Genomic DNA, 12,872 nt, shown 5'->3' on the forward strand with positions numbered 1-12,872 from the left:
ACAGAAAGGCGCTGATATGACCCGGCAGATGGAAGGCGTATATCTGACTGGCCATGGAGGTCCTGAGGTGTTGGAATGGCGGGAAGACGTCCCCGTTCCGACCCCCGGTCCAGGGCAGGTTCTGGTGCGCGTCGCCGCTGCCGGGGTGAACAACACCGACATCAACACGCGGATCGGCTGGTACTCGCCGGATGTTACAGAAGCGACGGATGCGGTAGATCAGCAGGTTGAAGCCGGTGGGTGGGGAGGTGCGCTGCACTTCCCCCGCATCCAAGGCGGTGATCTGTGTGGGATTGTTGAAGAGGCTGGACCGGGGGCAGCGTTCAAGCCCGGCCAACGCGTGACCTGTCCTATCAACTTGCCACGCCCGGGGCCGGGTAGACCGCATGGTTTTATCGCGCTTGGTTCAGAAATCGACGGAGCGTTTGCCCAATACTGTCTGGTCGACGCGGGTGATCTTTATGATGTGACCGCCTCGCCCCTATCAGACGTGGAAATCGCCGCTATTCCCTGCGCGTTTGGGACCGCAGAAAACCTGCTGACTCGCGCTGGTGTGTCGGCAGGCCACACAGTGCTGATTACAGGGGCTTCAGGCGGTGTGGGGCTCGCCGCGGTCCAACTCGCGGCGCTACGAGGAGCGACGGTCTGGGGGGTGACAAGCGCTGCCAAAACGGATGTGGTCAAAGCGCAGGGGGCGTCGGCAACCTTTGACCGGGATGCGCAACTGCCGAAGGATATGTTCGATGTCGTCATCGATGTGGTGGGCGGCTCGGCTTGGCCCGATCTCATACTGGCGCTGAAACCCGGCGGGCATTATGCGGTGTCAGGTGCAATCGCTGGCCCCATCGTCAGCGCCGATTTGCGAGACATCTATCTGCGCGACATCACAATCCATGGCTGCACCCATCAGCCTCCCGAAGTCTTTGGCCGACTTGTTGTGCTGATGAATGCAGGTCGGATCAGGCCTTTGGTCTCAAAAACCTACCCGTTGCGTGACATTGTTCAGGCGCAAGAGGATTTTATGTCCAAGACCTTGCCCGGGAAACTGGTATTAATACCGTGAAAGGGGGGTAGATGGCTGACATTACGCTTTTAGATGGCTCGATCGGGCAGGAACTGGTGAAACGCAGCGGTGACCAGCCCACGCCTTTGTGGTCAACGCGGGTGATGATCGACAAACCTGACTTGCTGACCGAAGTTCACGCGGCCTATTTCCGCAGTGGCGCGACGATTGCCACCACGAATACCTATGCCATTCACCGCTCGCGGCTGGTGCGTGAGGGGATCGAAGACCAGATGCCACGTCTGATCGAGGCTGCTCTTTCGCGGGCCGAGCAGGCTTGCGCGGGAACTGACGGTCGTATCGCTGGTGCGCTTGGTCCGCTTTTGGCCAGCTACCGGCCCGATCTGAACCCCGACCCAGACGATGCGGCTGAAAAATTTGCCGAGTTGGCTCAACTGATGGCAGACCGGGTTGATCTGTTCCTGATCGAAACCGTGTCCTCGGTTCTGGAAGCCGAAGGTGCGCTTCGCGGTACCGAGAATTGCGGCAAACCCGTCTGGCTGGCAATGTCGGTTATGGATGATGACGGCACGCGATTGCGGTCAGGCGAAGCGCTGGAGGACATCGCCCCGCTTGTTGCGCGTTACGCCCCCGAGGCCGTTTTGATCAACTGCGCGCGCCCGGAAGCGATTCCGGCTGCACTGGAGATCATCGCAAAGCTGGGTCGCCCGTTCGGCGCTTATGCCAATGGCTTTACTGGTATCAAAGACGGTTTTTTGAAGGATGCCCCGACGGTTGACTCTCTGGAAAGCCGTCATGACCTAGACCCTGACGCCTATGCGCAGCATGCCATGGGCTGGGTGGCACAGGGCGCGACGATTGTTGGCGGTTGCTGCGAAGTTGGGCCAGATCACATCGAAACCCTTGCCGACAGTTTACGCGCGGCTGGGCACACAATTGTTTGAGTGTGCCTCATGTCGATCCGCAACAAACCTGAACGGCGAAAAGAACGGGATCAGCAGCATTTCGATATTCTGGTTGCACCCGGTTTCGTGTTGCTTGAATTGGCCTCGTTGGTCGATGTGTTGCGCCTGGCCAACCGGGTATGCGCGCATCCTCCGTTCACATTCACATACCGGTCCCGAAAGGGGGGACCTGTTGAAAGCAGCAGTTGCGCGACGGTGTCGACCGAAACCATACCTGCGCAGCCCGATGCGGATTATCTGTTTGTGATCGGAAACTCGGATCCGGATCAGCCAGAGCTTTCTTTAGGTCGCGTCGTGCCCGACTATACGTACCGGGGAGCCCAGGTCTTTTTGCTGGCCGAAGCGGCAAGCAGGTACATCGACGAAAACGGCGCTGATCATATGGCAACCCATTGGGAAAACGCTTCTTTCTTGCGCGAACGTGGCGCGCGGTTTGAGGCCAAGCTTTCAATTGCGACCGAACAGGGTTCGGTGGTTACCTGCGCGGGAATGGAGGCAACGACGGATGTGGCACTGGCGGTGATTGGGCGGCACATTTCGGGTGCCGCCAAGATGACAGTTGCGGATATCATGCTGCACGAGAACATTCGCGATTTCTCATCCATGCAGCCGTTTTCTGGCGCTCGGAATACAGCCACGGGTGATGCAAAGCTGGATCAGTGTATCAAGCTGATGCAGGCAAATATTGAAGAACCGCTACCGATCAATCAGATCGTTGACATGTTACACGTGTCGAACAGATCGCTTGAGCGCAAGTTCAAGGCAACTTTCGCAACCACTCCAAACGGATTCTACCGAGAAATGCGCTTGGCCAAAGCCAACAACCTGCTTTTGAACACAACGATGAGCGTGCGGGAAATCGGCTTGGTGTGCGGCTTTCCAAACGGATTCTCATCCGTTTACAAAAGCGTCTTTGGCGTCACTCCGTTTGTTCTGAGACGTCAAAAAAGACGTGCAGAATATAGGTGATTTTCGCAATTGAGATGACGTTTTTGACGCTTTTTTTGTCGATCCTTCATGGCATTTTGCAAAAAACCTGAGACAGCGGAGACATCAGGATGGTTGATCTTCCCACCAAGGCCCGTGTGGTCATCATCGGCGGCGGCGTCATCGGATGCTCGGTCGCGTATCACCTTACCAAGAAAGGGTGGACCGATGTTGTGCTGCTTGAGCGCAAGCAACTGACCAGCGGCACCACATGGCATGCTGCAGGTCTGATTGCGCAGCTGCGCGCGACCGCAAACATGACCAAGCTGGCTAAGTACAGTCAGGAACTATATGGCGCACTTGAGGAAGAAACTGGCGTTGCCACAGGGTTCAAGCGTTGCGGATCGATCACGGTGGCGCTGACTGAAGAGCGCAAGGAAGAGATCTATCGTCAGGCCGCCATGGCACGTGCTTTCGGGGTTGAGGTCGAAGAGATCGGCAATGATCGTGTGCAAGAGCTGTATCCCCATCTCAACCTCGAAGGGGTCAAGGGGGCGGTTTATTTGCCTTTGGACGGGCAGGGTGATCCAGCGAATATCGCTCTGGCTTTGGCTAAAGGTGCGCGTCAGCGCGGTGGCGTCGTCAAAGAACGTGTGAAAGTCACCGACATCGTCAAGCAGGGTCGTAAAGTCACCGGCGTGGACTGGATTGCGGACGATGGCAGTTCCTCGGGCCATATCGAATGCGACATGGTGGTGAACTGTGCGGGCATGTGGGGCCACGAGGTTGGTAAGATGGCAGGTGTGAACGTGCCGCTTCACGCCTGCGAACATTTCTATATCGTGACCGAAGGGATCGACGGGCTGACCCAACTGCCGGTGCTGCGCGTACCGGATGAATGTGCCTACTACAAAGAGGATGCCGGCAAAATCCTGCTGGGCGCGTTTGAGCCAAATGCAAAACCCTGGGCGATGAACGGCATCCCCGACAGTTTCGAATTCGACCAGTTGCCAGAGGATTTCGATCACTTTGAACCAATACTCGAAGCGGCCTGCAATCGGATGCCGATGTTGGCCGAGGCGGGGATTCACACCTTCTTTAACGGCCCCGAATCCTTTACGCCGGATGATGCCTATCACTTGGGACTCGCCCCCGAGATGGATAACGTTTGGGTCGCTGCGGGGTTCAACTCGATCGGTATTCAGTCGGCGGGTGGTGCTGGTATGGCACTGGCCGAGTGGATGGACTCGGGCGAGAAACCGTTCGATCTGGGCGATGTTGACATCAGTCGCATGCAGCCGTTTCAGGGCAACAAGCAGTACCTCTTTGAGCGTTCGAAAGAGACGCTCGGCCTGCTTTATGCCGACCACTATCCCTATCGCCAAAAGACCACCGCGCGCGGTGTGCGCCGGACACCGTTTCACCATCACCTGATCGAACAGGGTGCCGTGATGGGCGAATTGGCTGGGTGGGAGCGCGCCAATTGGTTTGCCAACGAAGGGCAGGAACGGGAGTATCAATACAGCTGGAATCGGCAGAACTGGTTCGAGAATTCGGCTGCCGAACACCGTGCCGTGCGCGAAAATGTAGGCATGTATGACATGTCGTCCTTCGGCAAAATCCGCGTCGAAGGGCCGGATGCCGAGAAATTCATGAATTATATCGGCGGCGGCGATTATTCAGTGCCCAATGGCAAGATCGTCTACACCCAATTTCTGAACCGTAGCGGTGGGATCGAAGCAGATGTCACGGTCACACGGTTGACTGAGACCGCCTACCTGGTCGTCACCCCCGCGGCGACCCGATTGGCGGATCAGACATGGATGATGCGTCATGCAGGCGGCTTCAGTGTTGTTATCACCGATGTCACCGCTGGCGAGGGCGTTTTGGCCGTCATGGGGCCGAATGCGCGTGCATTGCTTGAAAAGGTTTCGCCCGCTGATTTCTCGAACAGGACTAACCCCTTTGGCACAGCACAACAGATTGAGATCGGTATGGGTCTCGCTCGCGCCCACAGGGTGACCTATGTGGGTGAGCTAGGGTGGGAGATCTATGTGTCGTCCGACATGGCAGGTCATGTTTTTGAGGCGCTGCACGAAGCCGGACAAGATATGGGCCTGAAACTCTGCGGCATGCACATGATGGACAGTTGCCGGATCGAGAAGGGTTTTCGCCATTTCGGTCATGACATCACCTGCGAGGATCACGTGGTCGACGCGGGATTGGGATTTGCCGTCAAAGTGGACAAAGGCAGCGATTTCATCGGTCGCGAGGCGGTGATGGCCCGAAAGGAAAGCGGGCCCAAGAACCGGCTTGTCCAGTTTAGACTGACTGATCCCGAACCACTGTTGTTCCACAACGAACCAATCGTGCGCGATGGTGAATATGTAGGTTACCTTAGCTCGGGCAATTATGGTCACACGCTGGGTGGTGCCATTGGTCTGGGCTATGTGCCATGCGAGGGCGAAAAGCCTGCAGATGTGCTTGCCTCGACCTATGAGATCGATGTCTGTGGTGTGAAAGTCCAGGCAGAGGCGTCGTTGAAACCGATGTACGATGCGAAATCCGAGCGGGTCAAAGTCTAGAAAACATCGACAGGGGTAGGCTCTGCCCCACCGTCCGTAACGGGCGACGCGCGCGAGAGTATTTTTGGCCAGATCAACAAGGGATCACCTGCTCATCTGGCCAACAATATCCATGAGCGTGAGACAGCGCTTCGCATGTAGGTTGGCTGCAGAACGCGCGACCTATCAGAAACTTTGATGCCCTGCTTCACAGTTTTGATAGTTCCCAAGCCCATCTGATTTGCCGTAGAGAAACACGGTATCAGTCGGAGACTCTCTGTGGCAGACACCCGCGTACCACCAAACAATACCGATACGCCTAAAGGGCTGGCGTTGGCTGTGATGGCCTATGTGCTTTGGGGCTTCCTGCCGCTTTACATGAAAGCAATGGAACATATCGGCCCGATCGAGGTAGTCGCGCATCGGGTGATCTGGTCGGTGCCAGTGGCCGGGCTGCTGCTGATAGCGCTCGGGCGGACCGGCGATCTGAAAACTGCACTTCGCAATCCCAAAATGTTGGGTATGGCGGCAATTACAGCGGCGCTGATCTCAGTCAACTGGGCGATTTATGTCTGGGCGATTTCATCGGGGCATGCGCTGGACGCGGCTTTGGGCTATTATATCAACCCTTTGTTCAGCATTGCGTTGGGTGCGATATTGCTGCGCGAACCTCTGAACCGAACACAGTTGGTTGCGGTCGGGTTGGCCGCTTTGGGGGTGTTGGTACTGGTGTTTCAGGCGGGAAGCTTACCCTGGGCGGCTTTGGGCTTAATGTTCAGCTGGGGGTTTTATGCGTTCTTCAAGCGCTCACTCCCAATTGGGCCCAACCAAGGGTTTTTGTTGGAAGTCCTGATTCTACTGATACCCGCCCTGGCCTACGTCACCTGGCTTGGAACAAGTGGTGCCGGGCATTTTGGAGCAGCCGTGTCAGACACTGCGCTGCTTGCAGGCGCGGGGCTGGTGACTGCAATTCCGTTGCTGCTTTATGCCAATGGGGCCAAACTGGTGCGTCTGTCGACGATGGGTATCCTGCAGTACATCGCGCCCACGATGATTTTTATCACCGCGATCACGTTGTTCGGAGAGCGTATTGATCAGGCAAGATTGATCGCGTTCCCCCTGATCTGGGCCGGGTTGATTGTATATTCGATCCCGATGATCCGGCAAATACGGTCTCAGGCCTAGCGAATGAGCTGGGCAAGCTGTTCCGCCCAGATTGCATAGGCCTTGGGGCTTGGATGATATCCGTCCGGCGCGGCGAGCGCCGGGTCATCGGGCAGGTTCAGCGCCAGATGTGAAACTTGCGGATATGCTGCAGCCACCGTCTGCAAGCCGTGATCCAGCCTTGCAGCCTGTTGCCCCAAAAACCAGGCGAGCGGCTGAGGCAGAGCGGGAAAACGCGCCATCTGAGGAACCGCAGACACGATCACCCGCCTGGCTTTCATCGGCCCGGTCAGAAGGTCCAATAGGCGTGCTTGGTGGTCCTCAAAGCTCTGTCTACTTCTCGCTCGAGTCACGTCGTTCACACCCAGCGCCGTTATGGCTACATCAAACTGTTCGGAAAGCCCTTGCAGCTGCTCAATTGTGTTTTGAGTGGTATGCCCGGTGGCCGCCTCAAGCCGCCATTCCACGGTATAACGCTTTGCCAATTGGCCGACCAGTTGCCCGGATAGCGCCTGGCCTTGTGTGCCCGCCCCAACGCCAGCGGCCGAGCTGTCCCCGGTGATCAACAAGCGCAGTCTGGGCCCGCGCCCTGCACACCCTTGGCGGGGACCAGTCGGTTCTGGCAGAAATTGCGCATTGCGCCTTACCGCGAACCCCTGAATTGCCAGAATAGGCAAAAGCGGAATTCTGAGAATCTGATCGGCGGCAACAGGCAAAGGAACCGTTAGCTCAGCGCATCTTTGAACTTTAGAAAGCGCGCATCTTTCATGACTCGTGCCATCATGGCTTCGCGCAAGGCTCCGACGGTCTTGTAAGGACGCATGACGACCTCAAATTCCTGAATAAGTCCGTCTGCGTTCAGCGTGATCAAGTCTACACCCACGGCGTCCAAGGCACCGACTTTGCATTGAAACTCCAATGCCCAATCGTTGCCGTCGCCCATGATCCGGCGATAGCGAAATTCGGAAAACACCTGACCCACATGACCCAGAACCGCTGCAACAGGTTCACGCCCGGTCCAGGTGCTGTAGTAAGTGGGTGGTGAAAACCGCACATGTTCGGCCAGCAACTCTTGGATCAGGCCTTCATCGCCTTTGGCCACCACTTCCTGCATTCGTTTGATCGTCGGGTGCATACCGTCTTCCCTCTTGTTGACCAAAGAGTTGCTGAACCTTTTCACTCACGCAAGGACGACGTTGCGGGAGGGGGCCGCCTGAGATAGGCAAGCGCGCATGAGCGAAACCTATGATCCCCCAAACTCCCCTCTGGATGTGCTGTTTGAAGACACGCAATTGATCGTGGTGAACAAGCCGGCGGGTTTGTTGTCCGTGCCGGGGCGGGGCGCGCATCTTGCTGATTGCCTGCTGACCCGCGTACAAGTTGCGTTTCCACAAGCGCTGCTGGTGCATCGGTTGGATCGGGATACATCCGGTGTAATGGTGTTTGCACAGACGCCGCATGCCCAGCGGCATCTGGGGCTACAGTTCGAAAATCGCCAGACCCGCAAAACTTATGTCGCGCGCGTATGGGGGCGGGTAGAACCAAAAACGGGAACGGTTGACCTGCCGCTGATCGTCGATTGGCCCAATCGCCCCCGTCAGATGGTCTGTCACGACACCGGCAAGCCTGCTGTTACGGATTGGCGCGTGGTTAAATTCGAGGGCGAGACAACGCGTGTTCGCCTGTCTCCCAAGACCGGACGATCACACCAGTTGCGGGTTCATATGCAGGCGCTGGGGCATCCTATCTTGGGTGATCCGTTTTATGCCGATGGCGCGGCGCGCGACTTCCCGCGGTTGATGCTTCATTCGGAAGAACTGCGCCTCAAAAATCCCGAAGGCGGGGTGTCGATGAAATTTCGCGCGCCAGCCGAGTTCTGATTCTAGGCGTTACTGGTCCAAAGCATCTTCAGGTTTCCCAGCGAAAACCGCCTGGTGCGTTTGACCGGGCGTATAACTTGGCGTTCCCGTGCGGCAGCAATTTCACGTTCGATTTCGAATCCGCGCAAAACGTGATCTTGGGACCAGCGATCCAGTTTCAAGGTCATCATGACGTGATTGTCGAGGTAGGGCATGGTCACTCTCCTGAATTGCAATTGCCCAATCTTCGCCCAACACTCCTGACACCACCTTGTCAGGGAGGTGTGCTAAGTTGTCAGCAGATTGATAGGAGACCCGGATGCGCCGTTCGACACGTTTGTTCGAAATCATTCAGATCTTGCGTGCTGCTGAAGCGCCCGTGACGGCCGATGCGTTGGCCGCCAAGCTCGAGGTTTCGGTCCGCACCGTCTACCGCGATATTGCCGCGTTGCAGGCACAGCGTACGCCAATCGAAGGCGAGGCGGGTGTTGGCTACTTGATGCGGCGCGGGTATGATCTGCCGCCGCTCAATTTCGACGCCGAAGAGGTTGAGGCCCTGTGGGTGGGCCTGTCGATGCTGGCCCGCACGGGTGACAGCACCTTGCAACAGGCCGCTGACCGAGTTTGTCGGAAGATCGAGGCCCTGCGCGCGCCAGCCGACTGGCTACAGGTTGCGCCCTGGGGCGCACCGATGGATGATCCGGAAAAGGGCTGTGTGCCCGTCGTGAACTATCGCGAAGCGATCCGGGCCGAACGTAAAATTCGCATCACCTACGTGAATTCGGAAGATGAGCGTACCGAGCGCACGATACGGCCCGTCGCCCTGATCTATCATATTGAATGCACCATGCTGGCCGCGTGGTGCGAGCTGAGAAACGGGTTTCGCCACTTCCGCACGGATCGGATCTGGGCCTGCGAACTGACCGAGGATCATTTCTGCGGGCAAGGGGAACCTCTGCGCGCGATCTGGCAGGAGCAGAACAGCTGGGATAGCTCCAAAGGGGTCGCCTGAATGGCAGGTATTCGCCGATTTCACTCAATTGTTGCTTGAGGCTCTTTGTTCTCACTGTGTTATACTAAGCGGAACGAAACAAACCCGGTGAACGGGTACGTGAGCAGAAGGTGATTCAATGACGATTTCCAAATGTGTACTGACGGTTGGACTGTGTTCAGCCCTGTTTTTGGGGGCGTGTACCGACCCGGGCACCCTCAGCGTGCAGAACGATCCCAACCAGAATGCCAAGCAAGGCGCGTTGCTGGGTGGTCTGATCGGCGCTGGTGTGGGCGCAATTGCCAATGACTCTGACCCACTGTTGGGGGCGTTGGCCGGTGGTGCCATCGGTGCCGCAGGCGGTGGCGTGATCGGCAACCAACTTGACCGGCAGGCTGCAGAGCTGCGGCAGCAGTTGGCAAATGACGGCATCACGATCGTCAACGCGGGTGATCGCCTGATCGTCACGGTTCCGAATGACATCACCTTTGACACCGACAGTTCCACCGTGCGCCCGGCCTTGCGTGCCGATTTGGTGAAGGTGGGGCAGAATTTGGTTAACTACCCGAATTCGAATGTCCAGATTATCGGTCATACTGACAGTGACGGAGAGGCGTCCTACAACCTCGGACTGTCTGAACGCCGCGCCAATGCGGTGGCTGATATTCTGCAGGCCAATGGTGTCAGCTACGCCCGTATCACTACTGTCGGGCAAGGCGAAAACAACCCGATCGCATCGAACCTGACACCCGAGGGGAAAGCCCAGAACCGGCGGGTCGAGATTGTGGTGGTTCCCAGCGACAACACCTGATCACGCGTCTCGCGCACAATGACTGCGCGTCATCGGGCCTTTGGTTCGATGGTGTCTCGGGATAACTAAGGGGAAACACCAAAGCGGAGTTTCCCCATGTCCCAACCGATCCTTCTTGGCCTTTCCGGCTCGCTACGGCAGGATGCGACCAACCGTAAATTGCTGCGCGAAGCTGCACGCCTGTTCGAACCCGGCACATTCATTGAGGCTGATCTCAATCTGCCGCTTTATGACGGCGATCTCGAAGTTGGCGAAGGCATCCCCGAAGCCGTGCAGGATTTGGCCGATCAGATTGCCCAGGCCCACGCGGTGATCATATCAACGCCGGAATACAACAAAGGGCCTTCGGGTGTTCTAAAAAACGCGCTGGACTGGGTCAGCCGGACGAAAGGCAAACCATGGATGGATAAACCGCTCGCCGTCATGTCTGCGGCTGCGGGCCGGGCCGGGGGGGAGCGGGCGCAAATGATCTTGCGGTCCTTCATGGTCCCCTTTCAGCCACGCATTCTGCAAGGTCCCGAGCTTCACTTGGCGGACAGTTCGAATGAATTTGATGCAGACGGGCGGCTGTCTAACGACCGCTACGAGCATACGCTGCATAACCTGATGCAGAAGCTGCGGGCAGAGGCCGGGTTTTAATCCTCTTTGCTTGCCGGTCTGTACCGCAACTTCTAGGTTATGCGGATGAAGGATCAAGACCAGATCGAGACTCAGGCCGATGTCGTAGATCCTGCCCGAGCGGCTGCACTGCAGGTAGCATTGGGGCAGGAACCGACGATTGAGGCAGGCTCAGTACTCCCTCCCTTCTTTCATCAGCTCTATTTCTGGTCGCCGCATGTGCCGAGCGATCTTGGGCGTGATGGACATCCGCGGGTAGGCCAAGGTCTGATCCCCGATATGGGACTACCAAGGCGCATGTGGGCAGGTGGGCGACTGCAGTTTCATCAGCCCTTTGTGGCAGGGGTCGCAGCCGAGCGTCGGACGGTCAGAGAAAGCGCCGTGGCAAAGACAGGACGTAGCGGACCGTTGGCATTTGTCACCCTACGTCACGAGATTTGGCAAAAGGGCGCGCTGAGCGTGACCGAATGGCAGGATCTGGTTTATCGAGAAGATCCCTCATCAAACGCACCGGCTCCAAAAGTTCCGATGGCCCGAACGGATGAGTTGGATCACCGCAGTGTTGAATTTGATACAACCCTGCTGTTCCGCTATTCGGCGCTAATGTTCAACGGACACCGGATACATTACGATCTCGACTATGCGCGAGACGTGGAAGGCTATGCCGGGCTGGTCGTCCATGGGCCTCTGCTGGCTCAATTCCTCATGTTGTTCGCAACGGATCTTTTGGGACCCTTGGCAGAGTTTAAATTTCGCGCGTCGTCGCCGCTGATGCATTTCGAAACGGCGACCCTGTGTCGGAACGGTCAGGAGTTTTGGGTGCGTGGACCCGGAGGCCGACAATGCATGTCAGCCAAGGCAATACCGCAATCAGAGTGAAGCTTCGGGCAGAAAATCCTGCGGGATTCTATCGCGCCCTACCAGCATCAACTCGGCCATGACCTCGGCCACCTTCGGTGCCATACCAAAACCGATCTTGAATCCCCCATTGGCGATAAACTGCCCTTTGTGCAGGGGATGCGCGCCCAGCATCGGCGCGCGGCTTTTACTGCGGGGGCGGACACCGGCCCAGCGTTCGATCACTTCCGCCCCGTGCAGGACCGGCACGGCACGCATGGCGCGGTCCAGTACATCGTCCAGAGCGGCATCTGTGCTGGTCGGATCGTCGTATTCGCGTTCTGATGTCGAGCCAATGGCCAACGTACCATCGGCATGAGGCACGATGTGAACGGCATCGGCAAACAACTGTGGTACGTCGCCCGCATCAAATCGCAGCAACGCTGCCTGTCCTTTCACGCCGTTACCGATTGTCTTGCCAAACGCCTTGCTGAGCTCTTGCAGACCCGCAAGTCCAGTGGCGTGTACGACTTGTCCCTTGTCGGGCGCTTCGGCGGTAACTTCTACTCCCATTACGGCAAGCGCGGCCACCAGCGCCACGCAGGCACGCCTTGGGTGCATGCGCGCGCTTAGCGTATCGTGGACGACATATCCCGTCGGGCTGGGTGGGCACCAGGCACCAATCTGATCTATAAACCGGACGCGCCAATTAGCCTGACCCTGCCAGAGTGTTGCAGCTGTTTGTTCACGCGCTTGGGCCAGCTCCAAACCGCGTGCGTCTGGTATGGGTTGCAGACGCCCAAGACGTGCGTAGCCGGGCGACACACCACCGGTGGCCTCGACCTGTTTCCAGAACGGTTCAGCCATGATTAAACTTTCAAACTGGAACGCCTTTTTGGTGTTCCAGTTTTCGGGCACATGTGGGGCCAGCGCGCCAACAAGCCCTCCACTGGACCCCGCGCCCGGACCAAATGGATCGACGATCTGAACCTTCGCGCCGCGCCGTGCGCAGGTCCAGGCGATGGAGAGGCCAAATATTCCTGCGCCCCGCACCGTCACATCGACCATTGCCAATCCCCTTTTCGTTGTTCAGTGTCGCGCCGCTTAGCTAC

At 57.5% G+C, this 12,872-nt stretch carries 14 protein-coding genes; 10 read left to right on the top strand and 4 right to left on the bottom strand.

Annotation, left to right across the window (positions count from 1 at the left end; all coding sequences use genetic code 11):
- The first annotated feature begins 16 nt into the window (after positions 1–16).
- The 5 genes from ACR0MP_RS17295 to rarD all read left to right on the top strand — a co-directional run bounded on the left by ACR0MP_RS17295 (position 17) and on the right by rarD (position 6,665).
- Positions 17–1,063: an alcohol dehydrogenase family protein gene (locus ACR0MP_RS17295; RefSeq protein ID WP_170663227.1), complete on the top strand. Its 1,047-nt coding sequence runs from the start codon at positions 17–19 to the stop codon at positions 1,061–1,063.
- Between the two features lie 11 nt (positions 1,064–1,074).
- Positions 1,075–1,968, top strand: coding sequence for a homocysteine S-methyltransferase family protein (locus ACR0MP_RS17300; RefSeq protein ID WP_480887386.1), 894 nt, complete (start codon positions 1,075–1,077; stop codon positions 1,966–1,968).
- A 9-nt stretch (positions 1,969–1,977) separates the two neighbouring features.
- Positions 1,978–2,958, top strand: coding sequence for a helix-turn-helix domain-containing protein (locus ACR0MP_RS17305; protein WP_170398776.1), 981 nt, complete (start codon positions 1,978–1,980; stop codon positions 2,956–2,958).
- Between the two features lie 89 nt (positions 2,959–3,047).
- The gene (locus tag ACR0MP_RS17310; RefSeq protein WP_480887384.1) at positions 3,048–5,501 is read left to right on the top strand and encodes a GcvT family protein; all 2,454 of its coding nucleotides are present in this window, start codon (positions 3,048–3,050) and stop codon (positions 5,499–5,501) included.
- A gap of 258 nt (positions 5,502–5,759) precedes the next feature.
- Positions 5,760–6,665 (top strand): EamA family transporter RarD, encoded by a 906-nt coding sequence (gene rarD, locus ACR0MP_RS17315; RefSeq protein WP_170406626.1) that lies wholly within the window; start codon positions 5,760–5,762, stop codon positions 6,663–6,665.
- Here rarD and ACR0MP_RS17320 read toward each other — a convergent pair.
- Positions 6,662–7,213, bottom strand: coding sequence for an SGNH/GDSL hydrolase family protein (locus ACR0MP_RS17320; RefSeq protein ID WP_480705826.1), 552 nt, complete (start codon positions 7,211–7,213; stop codon positions 6,662–6,664). The genes rarD and ACR0MP_RS17320 overlap by 4 nt on opposite strands.
- A 155-nt stretch (positions 7,214–7,368) precedes the next feature.
- On the bottom strand, positions 7,369–7,779 hold the full coding sequence (locus ACR0MP_RS17325) for a nuclear transport factor 2 family protein (protein WP_170406619.1): 411 nt from the start codon (positions 7,777–7,779) through the stop codon (positions 7,369–7,371).
- A gap of 97 nt (positions 7,780–7,876) precedes the next feature.
- On the opposite strand from ACR0MP_RS17325, the gene ACR0MP_RS17330 reads away from it, so the two are divergent.
- Positions 7,877–8,524 carry an RluA family pseudouridine synthase gene (locus ACR0MP_RS17330; RefSeq protein WP_170406617.1) on the top strand — a complete coding sequence of 216 codons (648 nt, stop codon included), beginning with the start codon at positions 7,877–7,879 and terminating at the stop codon, positions 8,522–8,524.
- A 2-nt stretch (positions 8,525–8,526) separates the two neighbouring features.
- On the opposite strand, the gene ACR0MP_RS17335 is transcribed toward ACR0MP_RS17330, so the two are convergent.
- Positions 8,527–8,718, bottom strand: coding sequence for a hypothetical protein (locus tag ACR0MP_RS17335; protein WP_170398761.1), 192 nt, complete (start codon positions 8,716–8,718; stop codon positions 8,527–8,529).
- A gap of 104 nt (positions 8,719–8,822) precedes the next feature.
- On the opposite strand from ACR0MP_RS17335, the gene ACR0MP_RS17340 reads away from it, so the two are divergent.
- From ACR0MP_RS17340 to ACR0MP_RS17355, 4 genes are all read left to right on the top strand, one after another.
- Positions 8,823–9,515 (top strand): helix-turn-helix transcriptional regulator, encoded by a 693-nt coding sequence (locus ACR0MP_RS17340; RefSeq protein ID WP_170406614.1) that lies wholly within the window; start codon positions 8,823–8,825, stop codon positions 9,513–9,515.
- A 118-nt stretch (positions 9,516–9,633) separates the two neighbouring features.
- The gene (locus tag ACR0MP_RS17345; protein ID WP_170398755.1) at positions 9,634–10,305 is read left to right on the top strand and encodes a YiaD family glycine zipper/OmpA-like lipoprotein; all 672 of its coding nucleotides are present in this window, start codon (positions 9,634–9,636) and stop codon (positions 10,303–10,305) included.
- Between the two features lie 96 nt (positions 10,306–10,401).
- The gene (locus ACR0MP_RS17350) at positions 10,402–10,944 is read left to right on the top strand and encodes an NADPH-dependent FMN reductase (protein WP_480887381.1); all 543 of its coding nucleotides are present in this window, start codon (positions 10,402–10,404) and stop codon (positions 10,942–10,944) included.
- Between the two features lie 45 nt (positions 10,945–10,989).
- The gene (locus tag ACR0MP_RS17355) at positions 10,990–11,802 is read left to right on the top strand and encodes an HTD2 family dehydratase (RefSeq protein WP_480887380.1); all 813 of its coding nucleotides are present in this window, start codon (positions 10,990–10,992) and stop codon (positions 11,800–11,802) included.
- Here the strand turns inward: ACR0MP_RS17355 and ACR0MP_RS17360 are convergent.
- Positions 11,794–12,828 carry an NAD(P)/FAD-dependent oxidoreductase gene (locus ACR0MP_RS17360; protein WP_480887378.1) on the bottom strand — a complete coding sequence of 345 codons (1,035 nt, stop codon included), beginning with the start codon at positions 12,826–12,828 and terminating at the stop codon, positions 11,794–11,796. The two genes, ACR0MP_RS17355 and ACR0MP_RS17360, sit on opposite strands and share 9 nt — an antisense overlap.
- Positions 12,829–12,872 lie beyond the last annotated feature (44 nt).

This window comes from Ruegeria sp. K3 (assembly GCF_056531845.1).